The sequence below is a fragment of the Synechococcus sp. N5 genome (assembly GCF_900473925.1).
Taxonomy (GTDB): domain Bacteria; phylum Cyanobacteriota; class Cyanobacteriia; order PCC-6307; family Cyanobiaceae; genus Parasynechococcus.
The window spans coordinates 558,312-581,706 of the sequence record NZ_UCNI01000001.1 but is presented as its reverse complement, the minus strand read 5'-3'; the positions used below and the strand labels follow the sequence as shown (position 1 = coordinate 581,706).

25 protein-coding genes are annotated in these 23,395 nt (G+C 56.8%); 13 read left to right on the top strand and 12 right to left on the bottom strand.

Translation table 11 applies throughout. The features are described 5' to 3' along the window. Positions 1 to 97 precede the first annotated feature (97 nt). Positions 98 to 1,171: an N-acetyl-gamma-glutamyl-phosphate reductase gene (gene argC / locus DXY03_RS03295; RefSeq protein ID WP_115009091.1), complete on the top strand. Its 1,074-nt coding sequence runs from the start codon at positions 98 to 100 to the stop codon at positions 1,169 to 1,171. On the opposite strand, the gene purN is transcribed toward argC, so the two are convergent. Further along, the gene (purN, locus tag DXY03_RS03290) at positions 1,162 to 1,722 is read right to left on the bottom strand and encodes a phosphoribosylglycinamide formyltransferase (RefSeq protein WP_244272232.1); all 561 of its coding nucleotides are present in this window, start codon (positions 1,720 to 1,722) and stop codon (positions 1,162 to 1,164) included. The genes argC and purN overlap by 10 nt on opposite strands. A 72-nt stretch (positions 1,723 to 1,794) precedes the next feature. Here purN and DXY03_RS03285 point away from each other — a divergent pair, with 72 nt between their 5' ends. From DXY03_RS03285 to DXY03_RS03270, 4 genes are read left to right on the top strand one after another with little or no spacing between them, the layout of a single operon-like run. Further along, complete coding sequence (locus DXY03_RS03285; RefSeq protein ID WP_115009089.1) at positions 1,795 to 2,145, top strand: DUF1257 domain-containing protein; 351 nt, start codon at positions 1,795 to 1,797, stop codon at positions 2,143 to 2,145. A gap of 1 nt (position 2,146) precedes the next feature. Further along, positions 2,147 to 3,844 carry a M61 family metallopeptidase gene (locus DXY03_RS03280; protein WP_115009088.1) on the top strand — a complete coding sequence of 566 codons (1,698 nt, stop codon included), beginning with the start codon at positions 2,147 to 2,149 and terminating at the stop codon, positions 3,842 to 3,844. After that, on the top strand, positions 3,826 to 4,713 hold the full coding sequence (locus tag DXY03_RS03275) for an N-acetylmuramoyl-L-alanine amidase (protein WP_115009087.1): 888 nt from the start codon (positions 3,826 to 3,828) through the stop codon (positions 4,711 to 4,713). The genes DXY03_RS03280 and DXY03_RS03275 overlap by 19 nt, the downstream gene beginning before the upstream one ends. 37 nt (positions 4,714 to 4,750) lie before the next feature. Next, on the top strand, positions 4,751 to 4,990 hold the full coding sequence (locus tag DXY03_RS03270; RefSeq protein WP_115009086.1) for a TIGR03643 family protein: 240 nt from the start codon (positions 4,751 to 4,753) through the stop codon (positions 4,988 to 4,990). Between the two features lie 225 nt (positions 4,991 to 5,215). On the opposite strand, the gene DXY03_RS11805 is transcribed toward DXY03_RS03270, so the two are convergent. The 5 genes from DXY03_RS11805 to DXY03_RS03250 form a co-directional block, all read right to left on the bottom strand. Continuing rightward, a complete protein-coding gene (locus tag DXY03_RS11805) occupies positions 5,216 to 5,500 on the bottom strand; it encodes a hypothetical protein (RefSeq protein WP_136987626.1) in 285 nt (94 codons plus the stop codon). A 419-nt stretch (positions 5,501 to 5,919) separates the two neighbouring features. Beyond that, positions 5,920 to 6,237, bottom strand: coding sequence for a hypothetical protein (locus DXY03_RS03265; protein ID WP_136987625.1), 318 nt, complete (start codon positions 6,235 to 6,237; stop codon positions 5,920 to 5,922). Positions 6,238 to 6,330: 93 nt separating this feature from the next. Continuing rightward, positions 6,331 to 7,356, bottom strand: coding sequence for a rod shape-determining protein (locus DXY03_RS03260; protein ID WP_115009084.1), 1,026 nt, complete (start codon positions 7,354 to 7,356; stop codon positions 6,331 to 6,333). 641 nt (positions 7,357 to 7,997) lie between these two features. Next, on the bottom strand, positions 7,998 to 8,120 hold the full coding sequence (locus tag DXY03_RS12715) for a hypothetical protein (protein ID WP_256377232.1): 123 nt from the start codon (positions 8,118 to 8,120) through the stop codon (positions 7,998 to 8,000). A 333-nt stretch (positions 8,121 to 8,453) separates the two neighbouring features. Further along, complete coding sequence (locus DXY03_RS03250) at positions 8,454 to 9,224, bottom strand: helicase DnaB (protein ID WP_115009083.1); 771 nt, start codon at positions 9,222 to 9,224, stop codon at positions 8,454 to 8,456. A 109-nt stretch (positions 9,225 to 9,333) separates the two neighbouring features. Here DXY03_RS03250 and DXY03_RS03245 point away from each other — a divergent pair, with 109 nt between their 5' ends. After that, on the top strand, positions 9,334 to 10,932 hold the full coding sequence (locus tag DXY03_RS03245) for a glucose-6-phosphate isomerase (RefSeq protein ID WP_115009082.1): 1,599 nt from the start codon (positions 9,334 to 9,336) through the stop codon (positions 10,930 to 10,932). A 12-nt stretch (positions 10,933 to 10,944) separates the two neighbouring features. On the opposite strand, the gene leuS is transcribed toward DXY03_RS03245, so the two are convergent. Together leuS and DXY03_RS03235 are read right to left on the bottom strand one after the other, a co-directional pair. Beyond that, positions 10,945 to 13,554 carry a leucine--tRNA ligase gene (gene leuS, locus DXY03_RS03240; protein WP_115009277.1) on the bottom strand — a complete coding sequence of 870 codons (2,610 nt, stop codon included), beginning with the start codon at positions 13,552 to 13,554 and terminating at the stop codon, positions 10,945 to 10,947. Positions 13,555 to 13,600: 46 nt separating this feature from the next. Continuing rightward, entirely contained in the window at positions 13,601 to 13,822 is a 222-nt protein-coding gene (locus DXY03_RS03235) for a hypothetical protein (protein WP_115009081.1), read from the bottom strand. A gap of 128 nt (positions 13,823 to 13,950) precedes the next feature. Here DXY03_RS03235 and DXY03_RS03230 point away from each other — a divergent pair, with 128 nt between their 5' ends. Further along, positions 13,951 to 15,339, top strand: a complete 1,389-nt coding sequence (locus tag DXY03_RS03230) for a site-specific integrase (RefSeq protein ID WP_136987624.1) — start codon at positions 13,951 to 13,953, stop codon at positions 15,337 to 15,339. Positions 15,340 to 15,394: 55 nt separating this feature from the next. On the opposite strand, the gene DXY03_RS12095 is transcribed toward DXY03_RS03230, so the two are convergent. From DXY03_RS12095 to DXY03_RS03220, 3 genes are all read right to left on the bottom strand, one after another. Further along, on the bottom strand, positions 15,395 to 15,571 hold the full coding sequence (locus tag DXY03_RS12095; RefSeq protein ID WP_170951953.1) for a hypothetical protein: 177 nt from the start codon (positions 15,569 to 15,571) through the stop codon (positions 15,395 to 15,397). A 1,235-nt stretch (positions 15,572 to 16,806) separates the two neighbouring features. Next, complete coding sequence (locus tag DXY03_RS12450; protein ID WP_206749719.1) at positions 16,807 to 16,959, bottom strand: hypothetical protein; 153 nt, start codon at positions 16,957 to 16,959, stop codon at positions 16,807 to 16,809. 3 nt (positions 16,960 to 16,962) lie between these two features. Next, positions 16,963 to 17,832, bottom strand: a complete 870-nt coding sequence (locus DXY03_RS03220; RefSeq protein ID WP_115009276.1) for a DUF5655 domain-containing protein — start codon at positions 17,830 to 17,832, stop codon at positions 16,963 to 16,965. 186 nt (positions 17,833 to 18,018) lie between these two features. Between DXY03_RS03220 and DXY03_RS03215 the strand changes: the two genes are divergently transcribed. Continuing rightward, positions 18,019 to 18,402, top strand: a complete 384-nt coding sequence (locus DXY03_RS03215) for a hypothetical protein (protein WP_136987623.1) — start codon at positions 18,019 to 18,021, stop codon at positions 18,400 to 18,402. A 391-nt stretch (positions 18,403 to 18,793) separates the two neighbouring features. Here the strand turns inward: DXY03_RS03215 and DXY03_RS03205 are convergent, their stop codons facing one another. Then, positions 18,794 to 19,234 (bottom strand): hypothetical protein, encoded by a 441-nt coding sequence (locus tag DXY03_RS03205; RefSeq protein ID WP_115009076.1) that lies wholly within the window; start codon positions 19,232 to 19,234, stop codon positions 18,794 to 18,796. 454 nt (positions 19,235 to 19,688) lie between these two features. Here DXY03_RS03205 and DXY03_RS03195 point away from each other — a divergent pair, with 454 nt between their 5' ends. The 5 genes from DXY03_RS03195 to DXY03_RS03180 all read left to right on the top strand — a co-directional run bounded on the left by DXY03_RS03195 (position 19,689) and on the right by DXY03_RS03180 (position 23,384). After that, positions 19,689 to 19,952 carry a DUF3104 domain-containing protein gene (locus DXY03_RS03195; RefSeq protein ID WP_115009075.1) on the top strand — a complete coding sequence of 88 codons (264 nt, stop codon included), beginning with the start codon at positions 19,689 to 19,691 and terminating at the stop codon, positions 19,950 to 19,952. A gap of 529 nt (positions 19,953 to 20,481) precedes the next feature. Beyond that, on the top strand, positions 20,482 to 20,682 hold the full coding sequence (locus DXY03_RS03190) for a hypothetical protein (RefSeq protein ID WP_115009074.1): 201 nt from the start codon (positions 20,482 to 20,484) through the stop codon (positions 20,680 to 20,682). Between the two features lie 6 nt (positions 20,683 to 20,688). After that, positions 20,689 to 20,820: a hypothetical protein gene (locus DXY03_RS12705; RefSeq protein ID WP_256377231.1), complete on the top strand. Its 132-nt coding sequence runs from the start codon at positions 20,689 to 20,691 to the stop codon at positions 20,818 to 20,820. Between the two features lie 298 nt (positions 20,821 to 21,118). Beyond that, the gene (dapF, locus tag DXY03_RS03185) at positions 21,119 to 22,225 is read left to right on the top strand and encodes a diaminopimelate epimerase (protein ID WP_115009073.1); all 1,107 of its coding nucleotides are present in this window, start codon (positions 21,119 to 21,121) and stop codon (positions 22,223 to 22,225) included. Then, positions 22,212 to 23,384: a cysteine desulfurase family protein gene (locus DXY03_RS03180; protein ID WP_115009072.1), complete on the top strand. Its 1,173-nt coding sequence runs from the start codon at positions 22,212 to 22,214 to the stop codon at positions 23,382 to 23,384. Before dapF ends, DXY03_RS03180 begins: the two co-directional genes overlap by 14 nt. The last annotated feature ends 11 nt before the right edge of the window (positions 23,385 to 23,395 follow it).

Sequence of the window (23,395 nt, the reverse complement as noted above, 5' to 3'; positions counted from 1 at the left end):
CTGGTCGCCGGGAGATGACTTCATTATTGATCTCTGTACGATCGACCGTTGGCTGGTTGGTTCAATGGCAGGCAGGACAACGTCGGCGGTTGAAGCGATGGCAACGGTGAAGGGCGGACGGGTTGCTGTGATCGGCGCCTCCGGCTACGGCGGCCTGCAGACCATCCGTCTGCTTCAGGGCCATCCTGCCCTGTCTGTGAGTTTTCTTGGCGGTGAACGCAGTGCTGGCCAACGCTGGAGCTCCGTCTGCTCCTTCCTGCCCCTGCCGGATGACCCAACGGTGGAATCAGCGGATCCGGATCGGATTGCGGCCTGTTCCGATTTTGCTGTTCTGAGCCTCCCCAACGGCCTGGCCTGTCAGTTGGCACCGCAACTGCTGGAGCGGGGTGTGCGGGTGGTGGACCTCTCCGCCGACTTCCGCTACCGCTCCCTGGAGCAGTGGCTGCAGGTGTACGCCAAAGAGGCCGGCTCCCTCAACCGTCAGGACGCTGAGCTCTGCAGCAGTGCCGTCTACGGCCTGCCGGAATGGAACGGCCCCGCCATCGCTGACGCGAAGCTTGTTGCCGCACCGGGTTGCTTCCCCACCGCCAGCCTGCTGCCTCTGCTGCCGTTCCTCAAGCAGGGCCTGATCGAGACCAGCGGCATCATCATTGATGCCAAGACGGGCACCTCCGGCGGAGGGCGCGTGCCGAAGGAGGCGATGCTGCTGGCGGAGGCCTCGGAATCCATCGCGCCCTATGGCGTGATCGGCCATCGCCACACCTCTGAGATCGAGCAGATGGCGATGGAGGTGGCTGGCCAGGAGGTGCGGCTTCAGTTCACGCCGCATCTGGTGCCGATGGTGCGTGGTCTGCTGTCCACGGTGTATGCCCGCCTGCGCGACCCCGGTCTCACCGCCGAGGATTGCACCACGGTTCTGGAGGCGATCTACCGCCACCACCCCTGCGTTCAGGTTCTGCCGGTGGGCACCTATCCCGCCACCAAGTGGGCGCGCCACACCAACCGCGCCCTGCTGTCGGTTCAGGTGGACACCCGCACCGGCCAGCTGGTGTTGATGAGTGCCATCGACAACCTGATCAAGGGTCAGGCCGGGCAGGGCTTGCAGTGCCTCAACCTGATGGCGGGCCTCGCTCCGGAGACGGGGCTTCCCTTGCAGTCGTTCTATCCCTGACGCCAGGTGGGCTTCAGCTCAGCCAGTGCCCTGGGCAGGAGCAGGTGTTCCTGCTCCTGAATCCGTTGGGCGAGCCTGGCGTGGTCATCCCCATCGAGAACTGGAACAGCGGCCTGGGCCAGGATCGGACCGGCATCCAGTTCCTCGGTGACGATGTGCACCGTGCAGCCGGTGACTTTCACCCCGGCCTGCAGGGCCTGCCCGATGGCATCCAGGCCACGGAAGCTGGGCAGCAGTGAGGGGTGGATGTTGATCAGGCGATCGGAATAGCCGCTGACCAGCACCTCGGTGACGATCCGCATCCACCCCGCCATCACCACCAGTTCCACCTGGTCGGCGCGGAACAGGCGCACCAGTTCGCCGTCCAGCTCGCGCCGGTTCTTGATCAGGCGATGGTCAAGCACCGACACCGGAATGCCGAGACGCTCCGCCCGCTGCTGGGCACCACAGCCCGGATTGTTCACCACCAGCCGCTGGATCCGTGCGTTGAGAGTCCCCGTCTGAATGGCCTGGGCCAGGGCCTCGAAGTTGCTGCCGCTTCCGGATGCCATCACCCCCAGCTGCAGCGGGGCCTGGTCAGCTCGAATGTTGTGGCTAGGGTCTGTCAAAGCGGGGTTCGGTCCATGTCCCATCTCTCCATCCTGCCGACTGTCTTCACCGACCTCGAGCGTCTGGTTCAGGCCCTTTGTGATGAGGGCTTCACGGTGGAGCGATCGACAAAATTGCAGGGATTCGCGGACGACTCCCATGCCGTGGATGTGCTCGCGTTTCAGGGCTCAGCCATGCCCCTGGGCTGGACCCAGCGGGAGGACGGAACAATCGTGATGCATGGCGACATCCAACGGATCAGCCGCCAGCCCGGGCTTGAACAGCGCTTGCAACGGGTGACGCGCCGCTACGCGCTGCTCCACGCTATGGACGAAGTGCGCCTTGGTGGCATGGGTTCCGCTGAGCTGATCCTGCAGACCAACTGACGTGTTCGAACCGGTTCAGATCCGGCTCGATCTGAGCCATCCCGAAACACAGACCATCGCGGTGTCCATCGAGTGGACACCGCAGACCCAACGCCAGACCTTCCAACTGCCGGTGTGGACACCGGGGTCCTACACGGTTCGTGATCACGCCCAGCACTTGCACAGCCTGCAGCTGTTGGCCAATGGTGAGGAGCTTCCTGTGCGTCGCATGGCGCCGCACCAGTGGCTCTGTGATCTGCCGGACCTGAGCCCGCTCACGCTCAACTATCAGCTTGAAGCCCGGGATCTCACCGTCCGCACCGGGTTGCTGGATCCTGATTTCGCATCGCTCTGTCTCGCTGCTGTGGCGATGGACATCGACGGCTGCCGCTGGTCACCACACCACGTTGCCGTCATGGCTCCGGAGCACTGGAGTGTGCATCTGCCGCTGGAGTCCAGCGCTGAGGGCTGGGTTGCTGCCGATTTCGATGCCCTCGTGGACTGCCCGCTGCATGCGGGGCCTTTTCAGGCAGAACCCTTCATGGTGGAGGGCAAGACCCATGAGCTGTTGCTGATCGGAACGCCACCGATGGGTTGGCCGCCGAACTTCATCAGCGACATCGAAAAGGTGTGCAGTGCCACCTGTCGCTTGCTGGGAACCCCTCCCCCGGCGGGGGACCGCTACCAGCTTGTGTTGCAACTGCTTGATCAGGGTTACGGCGGCCTCGAACACGATCACAGTGCTGTGCTGCAGTTCAGCTGGTCGGCTCTGGCCAAGCCCAAGGGGTACCGGCAGCTGTTGCAGCTGATCGGCCATGAATACCTGCACCAGTGGAATGTGCGACGGCTGCGGCCCGTTGAGCTTCGCCCCTATGACTACGGGCAGGCGGTGATCACCGAGGGCCTCTGGTTTGCCGAGGGAATCACCAGCTATTTCGACCTCAGCCTGCCCCTGCTGGCGGGATGTTCGGATCGACCGACCCTGCTCAAGGATCTGGGGGAGGAGCTGTCCAGCGTGCTGATGTCCCCCGGTTGCGCGATCCAGTCGCTGGCGGCCAGTGCCCGTGAGGCGTGGATCAAGCTCTACAAAGCAACGCCAGCCTCACGGGACAGCCAGATCAGCTACTACCGCCTCGGTGCGGCGGTGGCCTTCTGCCTGGATGTGCGCCTGCGGCAGCGCGGCCACTCCATGGCCGCGATCCTGCGGGAGTTGTGGCAGGGCCCTGGCTGTCAGGCCCGTGGCTACAGCCGTGATCACATCAAGGCGGCAGTGGCTCGATGGGATCGCGATCTTGCCTCGGATCTGGATCAATGGCTTGACCAGCCCGAGGCCGTTCCCCTGCTTGATTGCGTGAAGGCTCTGGGGCTGCGCATGGACCCTGTGCCGCTCAAGCATCCCGACCATGGACTAACCCTCAAGGATGCTGAGGGCGCCGTTTTGATTCAGCGGGTGCGGCGCGACAGTCCCGGACAACAGGCAGGGCTTGTGGTGGGTGATGAGCTGTTGGCGATCAATGGCTACCGGGTGCGTCGCAGCAGTGACCTCGCAGTTCTGCTTGAGAAGCAGGAGTGTGTGCGCGTCACCTATTCACGACGCAGCCTGCTCAAGGAGACCCAGCTCTTCCCTGATGCGGGTGTGGACCATTGGACGTTGGATTGGGATCCTGGGTGCACAACGGAACAACGGCAGTTGCGGGATCGATGGTTCGAGATCGTCTAAGCCGTTTCTGCACCGGTGTGTGGAACCGCGTTGAACAGCACCGTCCGCTCTCCATCGGCGTTGCTGCAGCGGGGACGTTGGCTCTGGGGCTGATCAGCTGGTCGTTGATGGAGCAAGGGAAGCTCTCTTCTGTGGGGATGGAGCGTGGTCGCCAGCGGGAGAACAACCCCTCCTCTTCGGTGCCCTTACCACCGAAGTCGCGCTCCTGGAGATCGCCCCTGGCCCGGCAGTGTTCGGGTGTGGACAGGGCATTGCGGTCGCGTTTGAACCAGCTCGATGCCCGCTCGAGTTCCTGGCGGGAGTTTGTGGAGATCGATCCCACCAATTTTGGTGAGCGTTACGACAAGGACGCCTACGGCCGTGTGATCGACGCCACGCCGAGGGTGGTGGTGCTGCACGAAACCGTCTACTCCTTGAGCTCCGCTCTGAACACCTTCATGACGCCCCATCCTCGTGATGAAGATCAGGTGAGTTATCACACCCTGGTGGGCCAGGACGGACGCGTTCTGGATCTGGTGGATCCCTTGAGCCGTGCCTATGGCGCAGGTTTTTCAGCCTTTCTGGGGGAGTGGGCGATCACTAACAGGAAGCTCAAGGGTTCCATCAACAACTTTGCTCTGCATCTGAGCTTGGAGACACCACCATCAGGCGCGAATGCCAACCGTTCCCACGTTGGCTACACCTCCAAGCAATACGACGCGCTGGCCCTGGTGTTGTCGGGTTGGATCCGCTCCTTCAATCTGCCGCCAGCGGCGATCACCACCCATCGCCATGTGGATCTGGGCGGAGAACGGGATGATCCCCGCAGTTTTGACTGGTCGAAACTTCAAACGCGGCTGGCGGCCCTCGGTGACCTCTGCGTGAGTTGATGCATCGTTAGCGTTCGCATTACTGTGTATTGCATCGGTGAAAACGCTCCCCAGCGAGGATCTTGATCGCATTATCGAAATGGCCTGGGAAGACCGCACGCCCTTCGAGGCGATCGAGTTTCAATTCGGACTCTCCGAGCCGCAGGTGATCGCAGTGATGCGGCAAGAGATGAAAGCGTCATCGTTCAAGCTCTGGCGCAGGCGAGTCAGCGGCCGCAAAACCAAACACGCCGCCACCAGCCGCTCTGATCGATTCCGGGCGAGCTGCCACAAGTGAATGGACCCCGATTCGGTTCAGCGCAGCTCTGAATTCTGCACAGGGGAAATGCGGAGCTATTTATCTACCTAAATTAAAGTATTAGATCGCTTTTGATAGATTCTCATTGGTAGTTAAAGCTCGAGGACTGTTGTGCATTACAGGAATGGCTTGGTAAATATGCTTTAGAAAAAGCCAGTAAAAGTATTTCTTTGATGTGCTTTTTGAGGAGTTGAGAGTTGTCGGCTAAAGCCCGTAGGGCTTGCATCCACCGGCAAGTGCATTCATGATTTTATCCTTTACCAGGAAAGATTTGCTGCTTGAAGAGCTCGCCTCAAGCTTGTTTAGTTTATGGTTTAAACGTGAAGAGGCCATTCTCAATTCTAGGCAAGCCATTTTGTAATTTTCAAGACTGCCAGTCTTTGAAAATTCTTCGAGGTGATTGTGATATCTAAGCATCGCATGTTCGGCTTGTGCTGACACCTCAGAAGCGGCCAAAGGAAGCGTTGGCAGGTTCAGCAGCAATACCAACAGTGGAGGCCTCATTTGCTGGGGCTCGAAGTCTTCACTCGATGCTGGGTCTGCTCTCCGCCTAGCGTTGATGTATTGGAGATTTTGCAAGAAAATGAAATTTTTTGGCACTCTGCGTTCTCTTCCTGCCTTTGCTGTAGAGCGCTTTTTAGAGATAAAGTAGGGTCCAAGGTAATAATATTAAAGTGAATATGAATTTATGAGTCGAACACTGCCGATCGTCTTTGTTGGAGTTGAAGAGAATAATTTTGGCAGAAATGTTATTCCATGATGGGTCGTATGCTGCCTGATAGAAATATCCTTAGTGCAAAACAATGGCGGGGCTTGGGTAAGCATTGATGGGTTGGATGGAGGTTGGAAAGTTCTTGTAGTAGCTTGAACCTTTGGTATTTGCTTGGGTTTGCTTTTGCAAAGATGCGTTAGAGCTTCTTGTTTAGTTTGATGATATTCATTTCTTGGCCCCATGCAAGCAAGTTATTAGCAGTATCGCATAAGAATAAATAGCGGTTCCATGCTTCAATTACGCTGTCTGCTTCTTTTATGTATGTGGCCATAGCATGATGTGATCGCACAAACTCGCAGGAGGCTTTAACGCTTTGGGGTGTCATCTCATTTTCTTTGATCATGGTTATCAATTGAAGACCCCAGAAAGCATGTGCCACCCCATTTGGCTGACAAACTGCCCGATCAAGAAGGTCGAGGATGGCTCTTAGTTTTGCTGCTCGTGCGTCGTCCATGCCATAGGCATAACACGCGTAATTTTTTGCATGCAAGAAAAAAGCCGGCTCATGCCGGCTTGTCGTTTAAATGGTTTGAATTTGTTGATCTGCCTATGCTTCTTGTTGCGATACACAGTTTTTGTATTCCTCCCAATTTTCCACCACTTCTCCGCATCCATTCACGACGCAGTGAAGCGGATCATTGGCCACCATGGTCCGAAGGCCTGTGCTTTCAGTGATCAACTCGCTGATGCCTGGGATCAGTGCACCTCCTCCAGCGAGAACAATGCCATTGGTGTAGACGTCGGCAGCCAGTTCTGCGGGGACATTGTCGAGAACTTTTTTGATTGCATCGTTGATAAATCGCAGGGGTTCCTGGATCGCTTCGCATATTTCTGCAGAGGTGACCGTAACACTTTGTGGTAGTCCTGTTTGGCAGTTCAAGCCGCACACTTCGATTTGATTGACTTCTCCAGATGAACCTCGGTGTGCTGATCCAATGGTCAATTTGATATCTTCCGATGTGGTTTCACCCACAATCAATGAATATTTCTGCTTCAGATAAGCAGCAATGCTTTCGGTGATCTCATCGCCAGCTACTCGTACTGATTCACTTGTAACCGGAGCACCAAGGCTGAGAACGGCAACATCTGTGGTTCCACCGCCAATGTCCACGATCATGCTGCCCGTTGGTTCGTTGATCGGCAATCCTGCGCCAATCGCTGCTGCAACTGTCTCATCAATGAGGTGAACTTCGCGTGAAGCCAATATTCCTGCTTCGCGAACTGCAAGCCTTTCAATATCAGTGATACATGAGGGAACACCGATCACCATGCGAGGAGCATTCGCATTTTGTGTATTGCTGCTTTTCATGAACGACTGCATCATCAAGTCTGTAGCTGCTTTATTGGCAATCACACCGTCGCGTACAGGTCTGACTGTTTCAATATTTTCAGGCGTTTTGCCTATCATCTGTTTGGCTGATTTTCCGGCCTTGAGTAGTTCGCCGTTCTTCTTGTTGATGGCGACAACAGAGGGCTGGTCAAGGACGATTCCCTGCCCCGATAGGTACATCAATGTATTGGCTGTACCGAGGTCAATGCCGATCGAAGCGGGCTTGCGGAAAATTCCGAACATTTGAGGCTTGGGTGTCCATTTCGAACATGCCCGGTTTGAGTTTTTACTCCCATCGGCTTAATTAATTTTTTGGATTTCTAGCGTTGTCCTTCACCTGCGCCGCTACATGTGGTGGCTGCATTGTTGCTTGTGCACTCGACTGAAGCATCCTTTCGACTTTTCTTCTGCTGCCCGGGATGAGTATTTGTGCCGTCTGCATCGACTGGCGTTCTGGTTGGCAGCTTTTGAAGGTTTATGGCTATCGGTTGGGTAGTCATCGAGGTGCCCATGGATGACAGGACGCTTTACGGGGGCCAAACGCGAAATCGTTCGCGTTTGAAGGGTCATGTCGGTTTACTTCGAGGCTTTTCTCCCGGCGGGGGGCGTTATTCGATCCAATTGACTGAGGCTTAGCAATGCAACACATGCCATGCAGGGCTCCGTTCAGGCGTTTCCTATCAAGGCGAGGTAGGCCCACGCCTCCTTCGCGACACCTGGTGATGACGTGGCTTCTCTCTCTCGGAGTGGCAACGTTTTGCGTTTTGGTTAATGCCCTCACATCGGCTGGATGACCAAGGGTTGGTGCAACATCAAGCTCTTCAAGTGACTAAAAGCCCACTTCAGCCACTGCAACTTCGCCGCCATCAGCCGCTTCGATCGGTTCACCGCAGGACGCCCCGCAGGATCCCTTCAACAAGACCAGCCGGATTCATGCCCCGGGGGAAATTTTGGGGTGCGTTGCGGTAGCCCTGGCCTGAGATCAGGCCTTCAGCCACCTGCCCCATCACGCCGGCATAAGGGTCATGTCATCGGAACGCCGGACCGGAGTGGTGAAGGCCCTGACGCAGCCATAGAAATCCCTGGCGTCTCTGCACTGTGCTGCCACTTCGGCGTCCACCCGAGCGAGTGCGGTTGATGGGACAAGGAGTCCAAATGCCAGCAATGGAAGGAGCTGTTTCATCGGTCTGCCCTGCTGGATCGATGCTTCAACAGAAAGGGGGGCGCCCACATCCCCCGTATGGGGGAGAGGCAGAGCTGAAGAACTCCTTCAACTGAGAGATATGGAGACGAGGGCTTGGGTTGGGCCGCTCATGCAGCCAAGTGCTCGTCGTGGATCCCTAAACCGTGATGTCGGGATTCGGTTGGCGACCGCCGTAAATCAATCCGTGCAGTTCAGGGTCCTGCATGTAGCCCAACACCCGTGCTGGGTAATCCAATTTTCCGTTGTGGAGATAGGTGAGGGTGGCGATCGCCTTGGCATCCAGGTAGGAGCGACTCGCCTGCAGCATCAAGCTCTCCGGCAGACCAAGGGCCAGCTTCAGCCGTTGAAACTTGGCCGCCAGCAGGGTGATGTTCATCTCAGGGTCCAGCAATTGATTGCGGGCCCAGGTGATCTCCTCCTGTGTTGGGTTCGCCGGCAGCCGGTTCTGATGGATCAGTTCCGAGACGCTGATCTGGGCCGGTCCGTGGGTCTTCACAAGACCGGAATGGGTGATGAAAGAGAGGCTCTCCCCCGGCTTGGAGTGCTGAATTTCGTCGAAAAGAACGGCGGTGATCAGCATTGGATTCACCTGATGCGCCGTTGCCTGGCGCAGGATGACCGGCTTCAGCTCGCGAAGACGATCCAGGGTGGATGCGCGCAATGGTTGGAGCTGATCTATCCCGCTGGTGAATAGCTGGGCCAGCTGCGTCTGGGGGCCGTGCACCCCGAAGCGCCGTTGCAGCAGCTTCAGTTCGTCGGGTGTGAAGTCGGTGGGCTCGAGCCTGTCCTCCACCAGAACAGGCGCTTGATCCCCAACCTCAGCAACCGGGTGTGACCACTGGCCAACCAGGCACAGGCTCGCTGCCGTCGCCAAAAGAGCTGTTGTCCATCGCAATGGCTCAGCCATGGGGGATGGAAATGGGGTCAGGGGACATGAAACTAGCTGTGGTGTCCTTTTATGCGGGCAACCCGTCAGATTCTGGATACGTTCAGCAGGACTGCACCGTCCGCCAGGCATGAGCTTTCCGGATTTCAACGCTTCCGACGCTCATATTCAGTGGCAGAGGTTCTGCGATCTCAGCTGGTATCACGATGATCTGGGCGTCTGGCTCGACATCAGCCGGATGCATGTGAACGCCACCGATCTGCAACAGCTGCAGCCGCGAATGGACAAGGCGTTCGCAGCGATGCAGGAGCTGGAAGCCGGCGCCATCGCCAATCCTGATGAGCAGCGCCAGGTGGGGCATTACTGGCTGCGCACCCCTGAACTCGCCCCCTCGTCAGAGCTTCAGCAGCACATCTCCAGGGAAATCGATCTGATCGCCGCCTTTGGGCGGGATGTGGTCAACGGAACGATCAAGGCCCCCAATGGCGAAGCCTTCACCGATGTGCTCTGGATCGGCATCGGCGGCAGTGGTCTGGGCCCCGCCTTGATGATCAAGGCTCTTCAGAATCCGGGCGAGGGGCTTCCGTTTCATTTCTTCGACAACGTCGATCCCAATGGGATGAGCAACGTCCTGGCGGGGTTGGAGGGTCGTCTCGACCGCACCCTGGTGGTGACGGTGAGCAAGTCGGGGGGGACACCCGAACCCCATCTCGGCATGGAGCAGGCTCGCCACCGCCTCGAGGCCGCTGGGGGCCAGTGGGCCGGCCAGGCCGTTGCCGTGACGATGCTCGACAGCAAGCTGGATCAGCAGGCCCAGAAGGAAGGTTGGCTCAAGCGCTTCGACATGTTCGATTGGGTGGGGGGGCGCACCAGCATCACCAGTGCCGTTGGTCTGCTGCCCGGTGCCTTGATTGGCTGTGACATCCGCGATTTCCTTACCGGCGCCTCTCAGATGGATGCCGCCACCCGCGCCGCGGATCTGCGCCGCAATCCAGCCGCCCTGATGGCCGCTTCCTGGTTCGTGGCCGGTGGTGGACGCGGTCAGCGCGACATGGTTGTTCTGCCCTACCGCGATCGTCTGGAGGTGTTCAGCCGTTACCTCCAGCAGCTGGTGATGGAATCCCTGGGTAAGCGTCTCGATCGCAACGGTGACGTGGTGCATCAGGGCATCGCTGTGTACGGCAACAAAGGCTCCACCGACCAGCACGCCTACGTGCAGCAGCTGCGCGACGGCGTCGACAATTTCTTCGCCACCTTCATTGAGGTACTCGAAGACGTGAGCGATATCCCCACGCTTGGCGGGGAATGCCCCGGCGACTTCCTTGATGGTTTCCTGCAGGGCACCCGCTCAGCCCTTACAGAGGGTGGCCGCCAGAGCATGACGATCAGCATGCGCCGCTTTGATGCACGCCGTCTCGGCGCCTTGATCGCATTGTTCGAACGTGCCGTCGGTCTCTACGGCGAACTGGTGAACATCAACGCCTACCACCAGCCCGGCGTGGAAGCCGGCAAGAAGGCGGCGGCGGCGATTCTTGACCTTCAAGGTCGTGTGGAAGCGATCCTGGCCGACGGTGTGGCCCGCTCCGCCGATGAAATTCGCCTGGCTCTCGGGGATGGCACCGATGAATCCATCTTCTGGATTCTGCGTCACCTCACCGGCAACCAGCGCGGCTTCAGTGCCCAGGGCGACTGGAGCCAGCCCGCCTCGATGCGCTTCAGCAAAGGCTGATCCCGCCTGGGATCAGGGCACCAGGTTCACCAGTTTTCCGGGGACCACGATCACCCGACGGGGGGTTGCGCCCTCCAACCATTTTTCGGCCACATCGCTGGCCAGGGCGAGCCGTTCCAGCTCCTCCTTGTCTGCGGAGACCGGAACCTGCAGCTTGCCTCGCACCTTGCCCTTCACCTGGATGACCACTTCAACGTTGGCCTGCACCAGTGCCGTTGGATCCAGAACCGGCCAGCTTTGACGGTGCACGCTGCCGCTTCCCCCCAGACGGCTCCAGAACTCCTCCGCCAGATGTGGCGCGAACGGAGCCAGGAGGCGAACCAGTCCGGAAAGTGTTTCCAGCAACACAGGTGCACTCAGGGCCTCGATGCCCGTGGAGCTGATGGCATTGGAGAGCTTCATCAGCTCGGAGATGGCCGTGTTCAGCTGGATCTCGTCGCTGAGGTCCTCGCTGACGGCTTCGATGGCCAGGTGCAGCGCCCGACGTACGTCGCTGTCGGCATCGCTCAGATCGGCTGGCCGTTGCATCGGCTCGAGTGAGTCGATGCGGGCAGCCCCGGCCTCAACAAGGCGCCAAAGACGTTGCAGGAAGCGGAACTGGCCCTCCACATCGGCGTCATCCCACTCCAGATCCTTCTCCGGCGGTGCCTTGAACAGGATGAACATGCGGGCTGTGTCTGCGCCGTAGCGGTCGATCACTGCTGCGGGGTCAACGCCGTTGTATTTCGACTTCGACATCTTCTCGAACAACACCTCGAGCTTGTCGCCGGTGTTGGGATCCCGGGGGTCTTCGGGATCTGCCACGTCCGCTGGAGCGATGTACTTGCCGGTTGTCGCATTGCGGTAGGTGATTCCCTGCACCATGCCCTGGGTGAGGAGCCGTTCAAACGGTTCGTTGATGTCGATCAGGCCGCGATCTTTCAGCGCCTTGGTGAAGAAACGGGCATAGAGCAGGTGCAGGATCGCGTGTTCGATGCCGCCCACGTATTGCTTCACCGGCAACCAGCGGTTGACCGCCTCCTTGCTGAAGGGTTTCTCGGTGTTGTGGGGATCGGCGAAGCGCAGGAAATACCAGGAGGAACACATGAAGGTGTCCATGGTGTCTGTTTCCCGCTTGGCCGGCTTGCCGCAGCAGGGGCAGGCCACATTCACCCAGTCGCTCTGCTGGCTCAGAGGCGAACCGCCTTTTCCAGAGAGATCAATGCCCCGGGGTAGCTCCACCGGAAGGTCCTCGCGGGGCACCGGAACAGCACCGCAGTCATCGCAGTGGATGACGGGAATGGGGCAGCCCCAGTAGCGCTGGCGTGAGATCAGCCAGTCGCGCAGGCGATAGGTGACCTTGCTAGTTGCCCAACCCTGCTCGGCGCCGTGGCCGGTGATGGCGCCCTTGGCTTCGCTGGAGGCCGTGCCATCGAAGCTGCCGGAGTTGATCAGTGTTCCGGCATCCGTCCAGGCCTGACCGGCCGCGATGGCTTCAGCAGCTCCTTCGGCGTCGATCACCTGCTGGATCGGCAGACCATTCGACCGGGCAAAGGCGATGTCGCGTTGGTCGTGGGCCGGAACGCCCATTACGGCGCCCGTGCCGTACTCGGCCAGCACGTAGTCGGCGATCCACACCGGCAGCACCGCCCCCGTCAGGGGGTTGATCACATGACTGCCGATGGGCACCCCCCGTTTGGGCCTGTCATCACTGGTGCGTTCGATCGTGCTCAGACGAGCCACCTGCTTGCGGAAGGCCTCCACCGTGCCCTTCTGTTCAGCGCTGGTGAGGCTGTCCACCAGCTCGTTTTCCGGTGCCAGCACCAAGTAGCTCGCCCCAGCGAGGGTGTCGGGCCGAGTTGTGAACACCGTGATCGTCTGATCCTGTGCCCCTTCAACGCTGAAGCTGATCTCCGCCCCTTCCGAGCGACCGATCCAGTTGGCCTGCATGGTGCGCACCCGTTCCGGCCAGCCCTTGAGGGCGTCCAGGTCGTTGAGCAGCGGCTCGGCGTAGTCGGTGATGCGCAGAAACCACTGATTCAGCTGCCGTTGTTCCACCAGAGCTCCGGAGCGCCAGGAGCGGCCGTCACCATCCACCTGCTCATTGGCCAGCACGGTCTGGTCGACGGGATCCCAGTTGACGGTGGCGTTCTTGCGATAGGCCAGCCCCCCTTCGAGCAGTTCAAGGAACAGCCACTGCGTCCAGCGGTAGTAGTCGCTGTGGCAGGTCGCCTGTTCGCGGCTCCAATCGATTGAAAGGCCAAGGCGATCCAGCTGCGCCCGCATCTGATCGATGTTGCGGTCGGTCCACTCGCCGGGGTCCACATTGCGTTCGATTGCCGCATTTTCAGCGGGGAGTCCGAAGGCATCCCAGCCCATCGGATGCAGCACCGCGTGGCCCCGCATGCGTTGAACCCGGGCGATCACATCGGTGATCACGTAGTTGCGCACATGGCCCATGTGCAGGCTCCCCGAGGGGTACGGGAACATCGACAGGGCAAAGAATCCGGGCTTCTCACCACCTTCTTCAGTGGTGTCCACCCCATCCGCCTTCCAACTCTCCTGCCAGCGCTGCTCCAGCGCAGTGGGGTAATAACGACCGTTCTGGGCACTGGCGTCGACGGCAGGGTTGGCAGCGTTCACGGAACCAGCGCTCGGCAAGGTTGCGATCGTGCCACATGCCTGGTGTTCAGCCGAGGGAGCGGATCACGCTGATCTGCCGACGGTTGATCAGCACGGGCCGGCTCGCACCCGCCCGTTCGATGGCCAGAAATTCAGGGTCCTGCCAGATCAGACGCCCCTCGATGGGCTCCTGTCCCACCACAACAATGCTGAGGGGGAGCTGTTCACGAATCCAGCTCTGCAGCAACCGAACCCCCGGAAGGCTTGGATCGAGTGGAGATGTCTCCATAGGATGCGGGGGCAATACCGGCCACGCATGCTGCAGTTCAGCAAAGATTGGCAGAAATGAGCCTATAACTGGGTATTGGGCGTTGAAATCGCTCAATACCAACCAAATACCAACTTTATTTCAGGTCCGTGCCGCGGATTTCGCAAAAACAAGCTGTCCTAAATGGGCGAGGAGCTGTTGTTCAGTACGCCTCAGGAAGCAGTGCTGAAGGTTGGTTCTACAGGGAGCTGGTCCCTGGGACTAAGTCCTACAGAACAAGGCGCATAGAAGGAGCCCAGACGCTCGAGGAAGCCGTCTCAGCAGCCACTGATGTGGCATTCCAGCTGAACTCCGCTTCAGCAGGCTCTGAAGCGGTTCTAGGGGGTGTTCTTAGGCGGCGAACCGGAGCAGACAAGCAAAACGTCACTTCTTCAGTACGCACACCAAGGTCTTTAACCATGGAATCGGCCTTAGGGGGATTCGAAAAGGAGGAGCTTCTCCGGGTTAAAGCAGGTCACATCACTGAGGAGACCCACCGGAACAAGATCCGAACGCTCAGGAAGCACCTAATCCCTTTCCTGGAATCCAAATACGTCGTTCAAACCAATCAGATCAGGCCTGACAGCTTTCAGGACTACGCACTGTGGCGAGCGAATGCGTCTCCTTTGAGCATCAATCGTGAAATCGTTCAAATTCGCGACTTCCTAAGGAACTATCTGGTCAGGCATCGCCTGATGCCAGCTGAACTCCTGGCTGATAAAGGACTCTTTAGGAAGCTTCCGATCCGACAGACAGACCTAATGGCAAACCCAGCCATTAACCCTGAAGACTGGAAGCTGATCATTGACTGGATACGTGGTCCGTTCCGCAAGGAGGTGGAAGAGGACTCAAATCACAAGTGGCATTACTGGAGAACTGCTTTCTGGCACTTTGCTCTTCTGTTGAAGAACAGCGGTATGTCGCCTGAGGAGGCGATCAAGCTGAAGTGGAAGCAGATTGAGTTCCGCAATGAACCCAGAAGAACATCAAGAGGAGGTACCGAAGATTGGATTGTTACCTACATCAATACAGTCAGATCAAAGACGAAGCAGGCAAGGGAGATCCCTTGTAATCAGGGGAGAGAATTGCAGCGATGGCTTGAGTTCCAAAGCCAGTACATCAAGGACAACAACATTTCAACAGAGATAACTTTGGATACGCATGTGTTTGGACAGCCAATGAAAGATTGGCGACCTTGGGAGCGGAATCAATTTGGTAAAGCATGGATAAAGGCAAGGAATGCCGTAGGACCACAACTTAAGGGTCATAAGTTTTCAAAAAAACCTTACACGCTTTATTCATTACGATCTACTTTCATCGAAGATCACCTTGTTAAAGGCACTGACATCTTTCTCTTATCTAGAATTGCTGGTCATGACGTGAGGATCCTTCAACGTCACTACGAAAGAATGGACATCCGATTGAGATCACGCGAAATCACACAGATTGAATTTGGAAAAACCAAGGATGAGTCACTGTTGATAAATCCATTTGAATAGAGTCCACTCAGAATCGCCCACAAGTGGCTCCAAGAAAACCGAAGCATGAATCCCCTCACGCACACTCATCAAGAGGCGTTACAGGGGCTTCTAAAGACCTCTCAGGATCACATTTATCAAGAGCAATTATCTCCGCATAGAACAGATACATTGCACCGACGATGCAAGCGGTAATTGCAGCAACAGTGCCGAACTGCACGAGGAACAGATTGAAGAGCATTTCGTTGAGCATTGATCCTTCCTTCTCTCTGCATTCTTTCTACTGCGGATCATCTGGAACGTGCAGTTCGCATTACCGAACCAATCCCTTCCGTATACAGAGAGAAGTTCGATTTCCGGTGTATACGAGAGAGAGGCTCTCTAACCCGTTATGTCTACAGGAGGAGTTAACCCCTGCCGTATAAGCAGAAAGAAGGACGGTACCCGGTTAATACAGGAGAACCTCCAGCTCCCTGCCTTCTCCAGGGAGAAGCAATCCCTGATGTATAGAGGGATAAACTCTTTAACCCGTTATGTATAAGGGGGAGAAAGTGATCCCACATGTATACAGGGAGAAGCGGTAGGACATGTATACAGAGACAACACCTGAACACTTGGTCAAGCTGGACCTTAAACGCAGCAAACAATCTGACTACAACGACAATTGACCGTCCTGTGAGATAGCAACGCAGGCATGCCGCCAGTCATGGGTACTGGTAAGAGCTATCAACACGAGATGCTGCACCTCTTGGGTAATGCATTATTGATGGTCTTCTTTCGAGGTTTGGGGTCCTTTTCTTCTTCGCCGTAAACGTCCTCAGTGAAGCCCTTATGGGCAGCATCTCACTGGACATGCCAGGCAAGACCAACCTTATTCGCCATTCATTAATGGGGGGTAAGGGGGGTTTTACCTTTCTTCTTGTCCAAACCTTCCTAGTGAATACCATTACAGCAGTCTTGCTGGATGAAGACAGTGAAGGAAAAGATCTTGAACAAAAGCTAATACGGTAAAAAATGACAGAACCAATTACAAAACTAGACGATGCATTCGTGACCTTCTACGAATACGCAACGGGCAACTTTTATCTTCGGTTCAAGGAAGGCGTTAGTCGTGACACACCAATGAGCCCAAGGCTTGAAAAGATGAAGATCCTGATTACTGACAATTATCCCAACAATAAATGAACCATAACACTTACAAGCAACTTGAGTTTGAGCCCTATGTTGAACATGGTGTTGCCAAGCTGCGATACAACGAACCACTTACAAAAGGGATGTTTCCAGAAGAGGCTCAGTACTCTCCAGAAACTCCAAACTGGGTTCTACATTCATTGACGTCAGATTGATATTCAACCCACTTTGAATTGATGTCAGATGCTCTTTGAATGCATTCCTTATAGGTAGTTGGCGTCCTTACCAGATTCTGATCTTCAGTCTCGGCTATGGCTTGGACCGGAAGCGAAAGAAGAATGACTGCTAAAGCCGACTTCATTGCTTTGCTCTTTCAACAGAGGGCGATCTCATTATCTCGTCTTTTATGAATCCTGCTACTCCCGCAACCAATGGAATCGTCATCCCAGCAACAGCAAGCAAAGCCATGGCTTGGATGAACCATTTTGGTGAGAGTGGTTTGTCTTCCATCAATCAGTTTATCCTGATTTCATATGCACTTCTCAGTAGGTGAAGAAGTGCCTCTCTCTTTTGCTCAAGATCATTCTCCGTAACCCGGATTCTGTATTGCTTCCATCGAGAATCGTAATCAAGGCAATCAAGTTCAGCGGATTCAATGAACTGATCGTTCTCTTGTGACTTTGGAATCTTGATATCCAGTCGTAGGACTGATTTCTGCGGTCTGCAGATTGCAAAATTATTTGCTCTTCCGTCAATCCAAAATCCCATATAATGCTTGTTATAACTGAATTCCGTAGAGCTAGGCAGGAACTCTGAGCATATCGCCAGTATCTTATCGGCCAATGAGATCGTTTTCTTACTGCCTCTGTTCTCCCAATAAGAGCGATCAGTTATTTGGGCAACCTCTTCGTCATCGTCTACAAATCCTCTTGAGACAGTGTCCAGGACAGTGGTGAAGTGCAATCCCACTCCCTCTCCTGTCTCGATAGCACTGAATTGAATAGCCATAATTGGGATATGACCATTGAAGAGGCTAATTACGTTTAGGAATCGACTTGTTATATCCTCGGCAACTATTACAGCCGTGTGATCATATTGAGGATACCTTTTCCTTTCAATATCCCAATATTCGATTGTTCTAATTATGTGTGATTCATCTGAGGCTCCCAGTTGTATTTCCACCTCATAGCGGCCGTGACCATCCGCTTCTTGCAGCAGTAGATCTAGCCGACCTGCATTCCTATGGACTCTCTCTTTGTCTTTAAGGACGACATCTCCGATCCCCAAGATCGATGGGTCATCAGCAATAACGTTCTGTACCCAACGCTCATTTAGCGATGGGTGGTTCTTCAGCTGTATTTGACGGAGCTTGACGTGCTGCATCAAGACGACGCGCTTACCCCTCATTTTGATGCATGAATCCAGTGCCTGTCAGCCTTTTGATGGAATCACTGGCTCCGTCACTTGAGCCAGAGCCGTCATCGCTGTAGGGTCGCGATCTAACGATTAGGTCGTATGAAGCCGGAAGCGATCACTGAACCCAGGTTCCCGAAGAACCCTGAGTCACAGGTGCTTCGGAAGACATACAACGACCTACGCAAGACAGCGATCAGCATCAACCGCAGTCGTGGTCAGATCAGGGCTGATCGTGACCGTCAGCTCGCCATCGTCGTTGAGCAGCAAGAGAAGCTCAGGGCTTTTGCCGAGGAGTCCGGCCTCCTGTTCCAACAGAAGGCAGAGCTGAACAAGATCCTGAAGCACTACGCCGAGTCACTTGAGGTGGTCGAGCAAGCAGGCGATGAGCTTGAGCTTGCAATGGAGGACTTCAAAGGCGGTATCGCTAGCTGGCAGAAGCTCTTCGCAGCCTTCAGTCGCTTCATGGCATTCCTGCGGCAATCTCGCCAAGGTGCTCGTACTGCTCCCAAGGTGATTACCGATGGGTCTGGCGAGTGACCTCAAGGCAGCTGTAGCAGCGGTCAACGAGACCGATAAAAAGCTTGCTCGCCTAGTAGGTCAACACATCGAAGACACTGCAGCTGGCCTGCAGGAGCTTCGGACTGCCATAGAGGCCAAGCAGCTAGCACCCGCAAACTTCCGTTCTCTTCCACCAGCACAGGCATCAGAGCTTCAGAGCTTGAAGGTTCCTGAGCTCAAGGCAATTGCTACGCGTATGAACTTGCCTGGGAGGAGTAAGGCCAAGAGAAAGGCAGACATAGTTGCATTCTTGGTAGAGCACAAGGCGCCTATGGCTCCTTCTTATGAGCAGCTCTTAGCTTTTTGGGTCGAGCACAGACAGTAAATAAGCACGCCAGATAAATTATCCAGCGTGCATTGATAGGGCTATTCAAAAATCAAATTCGTCCTCCGGCTCAATGTCAGGAACATCTTTTTTGAGCAGCTCGTCCAGGCGTTGAGCAAGCTCATTGCCATCACCAACGGCTAGGGATTCCCCACCCCTCCATTCAATTCCTTCTATATCTGATCCAATGGCATTGAGCATCAGTCCAAAGATCTTGGCTTTCAACTGATCGGTTTGGTAAGTCCATGCCAAAGCTCTGAATCGAAGAACTTTCTTGCCATTCCAAGTTCCTGAAAACTTGATAGCTGAAATTTCTTCTCCCATCAAAATGTTTGGCAGAAAACCAGCGGGAAATTCGTCAATAAATACATCACAGGAATAATGACTTTCCTTGTGGTAAACAAGGATGGCAATAGCAACGCCCCTATGGGTTTTCCTCTTGTCGATGACTTCATCGACCCGGACCTCGCAGATTGGGTTCAGCATTCGATCAACCTCCAAACAGCTGCTCTGTCATGTCTTCGGATTCAGGGCTTTAACTCCAATCCGCTGGGTAGAGCTTTGTCCTAGTGGCGGTCAGATCAGGCCTGTCCTCTATGAGTTCCTTGGCTGCCCACATGCCTCTGACTACGCGGCAGACGCCTTCCTGGTCGCAAACCCTGTAGTACTCAAAGCCCTGCGGGGCGGCGGTGAGTTTTGTTGCTTTCATGCTCTGCATCCCTGCTTCCTTTAGGAATAGGCAGCAAATCGAGTCCCGTTTGACTCAACCGAGACAAAAAGTTCAGCTTGTCACATATCCCTGGGTGTCTTAACGAAGCGGGTTGCGACAGGTAAAGCTGCTCGCTCTAGCCAGGGTCAACCGAACTTCGATCGTCGGTTTTACTCATTGCAGTTCACCTGTACTACTGCTTACCTGGTGAGGTGCGACAAGAGAAGTGGAATGTTGGTTGATCATTCGGTCGTCACAGCACGGCCTGACCGCGACCCACTGTTCCTGCACGTCAAAGCAGGGGTGACCGTGATCGTTGAAGAGAACGGTGATTGGTGGATGGGCGATGTCGTGTTTGTCGAGGGTGGAGCAAGGAACGCCAAGGTCCCGACCCTCTTCCAAGTGGAAAACGTGGACACTGGTGTGATCCGTTGGATCAACGCCGATCTGGTGACCCATATCGTGCCAAGAATCCACGAGCCAGTGGCGGCCTAGCAGCCCCTTCTATCGGCGGGGCTGACTTCCAACAGCCACTACCGAATCAAAGATGTGGGGCGACGGAACCGCGAGGAGAACGCTGTTCTCCCCGAGCGATGCGGTATCCGTATGAACAAGCTCGCTGCGATACAAGTGCTTGTCGCAAATGCACCAACTCTTTTCAGAGATCTGAAGAGCGCAGAAAGCTCCCCCTGGCAATCGCTCATGCCAAGGGAGCTATTTCTGCCAGCCACCAGGTCGCTCTCCCGGTGCTGCCTAGACAGTGCCACGTATTACGTGTTTGCTGCCCGGATCCCAAATATGGGGGCTAACGCCGGGGTTTGCAGCGACTTTTTGGACAGGTTTTAGTTTCCGGAAAATCTTCCGTGAACGTCTGTTCAGTGGTATCGCCTACTACTGACGAGACGTCTCTTGGCTTCTCAGAGCGATCTCTCATCCGACGATCACGGTGGGCGTTTCAAGGGTCTGAGCCGACCTGTATCAAAAGACCCGCTTATTGGTTCAAAACGCCGTTAGCTTCATCGGCATGAAACACCTGAACACGGCTGACATCAGTGCTTCGTACGGCGTCCTGCGCGTTCGTGCCGCTGTGGTGATCGCCGCTGTCATGGCTGTGCTGGTTTTCGTTGGCGGCGCCAACGCCTGTCACCACAACGCCGAGACAGCTGAGCAAACCTCCACTGAGGTTCCTCAGAAAGCTGACGAGAAGGCTGAAATCGAAGCCTGATCAGCAATGGAGCTTCTTGGCTTTCTGCTGGGCGCGATTGCGATTGCCTTTGTTATTGCAAAGGTGATCTTCAGCAGTAAGGCGAAGACGCCTGCATCCACCGAGCTGCCGGAAGACAAGAGCGACGACGACAGCTGATTTTTCGACTGAACGTCGATCACCTTGGGTGTTCTACAGAATGCGTGCAGCACTCCTGCTGAAACTGCTGCAGAACCTGTGCCTGGCTACGTTTTTCGCAGTCGGTTTGTATAGAAGGTCAGAAGGGTTGGTATCAAAGATTTTTTAAACTGGATGCACCACCGGATTGAGCGGCGCGGTCGAGTCGACAGCCGGTATGCGTGAACCCGAGTCACGCGATCTGTTGAAGGCCAAAAGCGCCTGATACCAACCAGATACCAACCGCTCAAAACCGCCCAAATCCCAGCTATATCAACAAATGCTTCAGTTCAGCAAATATCAGGGACTTGGCAACGACTTCCTGATCGTTGAAGGCCGGCAGGGACAACTGCCCGATGCCATCAGCAATCCCGATCCCGCCTGGGTGCGGCGCATCTGTGATCGGCGCTTCGGCGTTGGTGGCGATGGCCTAATTCTGGCGCTGCCTGCTCAGGCGGAGGGAGAACTGCGCATGCGGATTCTCAATGCCGATGGCAGTGAGGCCGAAATGTGTGGCAACGGCATTCGCTGCCTGGCCCGCTACCTGGCCGACACCGACGGTGATGCCCCAGGCCGCCGCTGGGACATCGAAACCCTGGCGGGAATGATTCGCCCCGAACTGGTGGCCGATGGCCAGTTGCGGGTGGACATGGGTCCTCCTTTCCTCACCTCCGAGGGCATCCCCACAACCCTGATGCCCGAAGACGGCCTGCCGCAGGGGGTGCTGCTGCTGGAGGGAGAACAACTGAAGGTGGCGGCCGTCGGCATGGGCAATCCCCATGTGGTGGTGCCCGTCGACGACCTGGCCAGCATTCCCTTTGATGCCTGGGGTGCTGCCCTGGAGGTCCATCCGGCCTTCCCGGCCAAGACCAACGTTCATTTCCTCCAGGTGCATAGCCGTGAGCGGCTGGAGATCCGGGTCTGGGAACGGGGTGCTGGCCCGACATTGGCCTGCGGCACCGGTGCCTGCGCCACCCTGGTCGCGGCGGTGCTGCTGGGCCTCGCCGATGACTGCGCTGAGGTGGTGCTGCCCGGCGGTCCGCTGATGATTGGGTGGCGTGATCGCTCCGGTTCCGTGCTGATGACGGGACCCGCCGAAGCGGTGTTTGACGGGGTGCTGACGCCCGATCTGGTGCCGGCAGGATCCTCGATGGCTTCGACCAGCGAAGCCCCTGCCGCTCCACCTGCACCGACGGCCGCAACCGACTTCGATTGCTCCAAGGATTGCGCTGAGCAGTGTCAGCGCCCCGACCGCTGTCTCCGCGATGAGGCGCAGCAGAAGGTGCAGGCTTTCCTCAGCAGCACGTCCCTCGACTCGATGCTCAATCTCGCCAGTGAGTCACTGGAGCAGCGCACCAAGGCGCGGTTCGAGCGTGGAACCCCCTGAGCTCTACCTGGATGCTGCTGCCACGACACCGCCCCTGCCGGCGGTGATCGCGGCGATGCAGCAGTTGCAGCAGACGGCCTGGGCCAACCCCAGCAGCCTCCATGGGGCTGGGTTGGTAGCAGCTGAAGCTCTGGAGCGAGCGCGCTGGAGCATCGCCGAGCGCTTTGCTGTCAATCCTGACCAGTTGATCGTCACCTCAGGGGCGACGGAATCCGTGCACCTTGCCTTGCTCGGCAGTGCCGCCGGTCTTGTCCCGGGCCGGTTGGTGATCTCTGCGGTGGAGCATCCGGCGGTGGTTGCTGCGGCGCACCAACTGGAAGCCCTGGGCTGGAGCATTGCCGAATGGCCCGTTGATGGGCAGGGCGTACTGCGGCTCCATCAGCTCGATCGGTTGTTGTCCGCTCCAACCCGATTGGTTTCCCTGATTGCAGCCCAGGGCGAGGTGGGTGCACTGCAACCGATCAGCACGATTGCTCGGGCCTGCCGCGAGCGCGGCATCGTCATCCATAGCGATGCCACCCAGCTTGTGCCCCAGGGTTGCTTCGCCTTCGAGCGGCTCGGCGTTGATCTGCTGACCCTCTCCGCCCACAAGTTCCGCGGCCCCCGGGGCGTGGGCCTGTTGATTCGTGCCCCGGGTGTGGACCTTTCACCGCTCCAGGGCGGCGGTGGACAGGAGCACGGCCTGCGCTCTGGTACCGAACCTGTTGCGTTGGTGGGCGGCATGGCCGAAGCCCTGATGGCCCTTCCCAGCTTTGACCCCGTCAGCCAGCAGGTTCCACCGGGCAGCTCAACTCAAATCCGTCGTCAACGGGATCAATTGCTCGAACGCCTGCTGGCGCTACCCCAGCTTCAGCTCTGCGGCCCTTCTCCCGATCAGCGTCTGCCCCATCACATCGCGCTGTTGGCCAAAACCGTTGGTGGACAGCCGCTGCCCGGACGCGATCTGGTGCGACGGCTGGCGGCGGCGGGGGTGGCCTGCAGCAGCGGCAGTGCCTGCAGCAGTGGCAGCAGTGCCGACAGTGCTGTGCTCACGGCCATGGGCATTCCCGGGCCTGAACGTCAGTCGGGCCTGCGGTTGAGCCTTGGCCCCTGGTTGTCGGATCAGGATCTCGACGCCGTTCCCGGCCGTTTTGCATCCGTGCTCGAGGCATTTTCCTGACATGCTTTGGC

Excerpts from the sequence above, each read along its gene's own strand:
- DXY03_RS03235 (WP_115009081.1), bottom strand. The coding sequence starts at position 13,822 with ATGGAGACATCTCCACTCGATCCAAGCCTTCCGGGGGTTCGGTTGCTG.
- dapF (WP_115009073.1), top strand. The coding sequence starts at position 21,119 with ATGCTTCAGTTCAGCAAATATCAGGGACTTGGCAACGACTTCCTGATC.
- DXY03_RS03260 (WP_115009084.1), bottom strand. The coding sequence starts at position 7,356 with ATGTTCGGAATTTTCCGCAAGCCCGCTTCGATCGGCATTGACCTCGGT.
- DXY03_RS03205 (WP_115009076.1), bottom strand. The coding sequence starts at position 19,234 with ATGCTGAACCCAATCTGCGAGGTCCGGGTCGATGAAGTCATCGACAAG.
- DXY03_RS12705 (WP_256377231.1), top strand. The coding sequence starts at position 20,689 with ATGGAGCTTCTTGGCTTTCTGCTGGGCGCGATTGCGATTGCCTTTGTT.
- DXY03_RS12450 (WP_206749719.1), bottom strand. The coding sequence starts at position 16,959 with ATGGAAGACAAACCACTCTCACCAAAATGGTTCATCCAAGCCATGGCT.
- DXY03_RS03265 (WP_136987625.1), bottom strand. The coding sequence starts at position 6,237 with ATGGACGACGCACGAGCAGCAAAACTAAGAGCCATCCTCGACCTTCTT.
- DXY03_RS12715 (WP_256377232.1), bottom strand. The coding sequence starts at position 8,120 with ATGGGGCAGGTGGCTGAAGGCCTGATCTCAGGCCAGGGCTACCGCAAC.
- DXY03_RS03250 (WP_115009083.1), bottom strand. The coding sequence starts at position 9,224 with ATGGCTGAGCCATTGCGATGGACAACAGCTCTTTTGGCGACGGCAGCG.
- DXY03_RS03285 (WP_115009089.1), top strand. The coding sequence starts at position 1,795 with ATGTCCCATCTCTCCATCCTGCCGACTGTCTTCACCGACCTCGAGCGT.
- DXY03_RS03245 (WP_115009082.1), top strand. The coding sequence starts at position 9,334 with ATGAGCTTTCCGGATTTCAACGCTTCCGACGCTCATATTCAGTGGCAG.
- DXY03_RS03220 (WP_115009276.1), bottom strand. The coding sequence starts at position 17,832 with ATGCAGCACGTCAAGCTCCGTCAAATACAGCTGAAGAACCACCCATCG.
- DXY03_RS03275 (WP_115009087.1), top strand. The coding sequence starts at position 3,826 with ATGGTTCGAGATCGTCTAAGCCGTTTCTGCACCGGTGTGTGGAACCGC.
- DXY03_RS12095 (WP_170951953.1), bottom strand. The coding sequence starts at position 15,571 with ATGCTCAACGAAATGCTCTTCAATCTGTTCCTCGTGCAGTTCGGCACT.
- purN (WP_244272232.1), bottom strand. The coding sequence starts at position 1,722 with ATGGCATCCGGAAGCGGCAGCAACTTCGAGGCCCTGGCCCAGGCCATT.
- DXY03_RS03195 (WP_115009075.1), top strand. The coding sequence starts at position 19,689 with ATGTTGGTTGATCATTCGGTCGTCACAGCACGGCCTGACCGCGACCCA.
- DXY03_RS03190 (WP_115009074.1), top strand. The coding sequence starts at position 20,482 with ATGAAACACCTGAACACGGCTGACATCAGTGCTTCGTACGGCGTCCTG.
- argC (WP_115009091.1), top strand. The coding sequence starts at position 98 with ATGGCAACGGTGAAGGGCGGACGGGTTGCTGTGATCGGCGCCTCCGGC.